The 1,249-nt window shown below is 49.5% G+C and carries 1 protein-coding gene; it reads right to left on the reverse strand.

What is annotated here, in order from left to right:
- Positions 1-134: 134 nt before the first annotated feature.
- A complete protein-coding gene (locus EV294_RS30145; protein WP_132313694.1) occupies positions 135-827 on the reverse strand; it encodes a hypothetical protein in 693 nt (230 codons plus the stop codon).
- Positions 828-1,249 lie beyond the last annotated feature (422 nt).

Consider the following 1,249-nt stretch of genomic DNA (forward strand, 5'->3'; position numbering starts at 1 on the left):
TTCGAAGAAGCACAGTTTTAAAAAAACATAAAAGCTGGGCTTGTTTTCGTGCTGCCATTTTTGGGTCTGAGCTAAGAGTAATTTTCGGGGTAGCTCAATGGATGGCTGAAGTGTACCAGGCATTCACATTAGTCTCAATATTTCGCCAGATTATGCATGACCTGCTGGATTGTTCCTAACGTGGAGTCGGACGCGTTTTGACCGGCATAGAGGATCAACAAGAAACGCTGAAGATTGAAGTTTGTTCCTCCTCTATGTCCCGTAGACTCCCATTCATGCATAAGTGTGCCCCAACCTTTCTCCTGCGCCAGCATTGATGGAAACTCATAGACCACAAGCTCGCCGCCGTCTTCCAGAACGAACGTTTGAGCTTTGGCATCTGTCAGCGAAATCACGTCCGGGTCGTCATACGCCGTCAGCTTCAAGCCCTTCTCCCCCAAAGCCCGAAGAATATCTTGGCGAGTTACGTCGTCTTGATGCAGGAGAATCAAGGTTTCGGCATACCGTTTGCCCGGCTTGGAGGCATGAAAATCAGCAGCTTTGGTCAGGATGACCTTGACTACTTCGCCCGTTTTGAAATCGCTTGCCTTCAGATCGCTGCCGTCTTCGTCCCGATAAACTGTTTGTGACGTAGTCTCGATATCACATATGTACCCGATAGCATCGATCGCGCCACGCTTACCCCGGTTCATTTCATCCGAGCAATTGAGGGATATTCGCCCGTTCTCCACGCGCTCGACCGCGCCTTGAAATGTCTTCGTCTTTTGCTCCCAACAGCCCGTAAGCGCAACGGCAACCACAAGCAGCGCGACACCGACTCTCTTCACATAAATCCCTCCTCGATATTTCCATTACTACCTTAGACGCTCTGGATATAATATAAGCGCTGCTCGACCCAAAAACCCGTATGCGAACGCCCCACTTCACTTCCCCTCAAAATCTTACTTATACAGACGAAGCTTTCATCGTATTGTTGCGTTAACCTGCCCTTTCGTATTATGAGGTCACCAGATCTTTCTGGTCGACCTCTTCGTATTATGAGGTCACCAGATCTTTCTGGTCGACCTCTTTTTTGTAGGGTCGTAAGATTGCAGTAGCCGGGGATCGAACGTAACTGCCCGTGGGACTCGGATCCCGTAAGCTATTCTGTTCGTCCCCCTACTTGTTAAACCATGTTTAGGCTGGTTGGGACATTGATCCCGTATCACATGCGATAGTGTGGACAACAAGAAGGTTAGGGGCTGCCGGC

The sequence above is a fragment of the Paenibacillus sp. BK033 genome, assembly GCF_004345425.1.
Lineage (GTDB): Bacteria > Bacillota > Bacilli > Paenibacillales > Paenibacillaceae > Pristimantibacillus.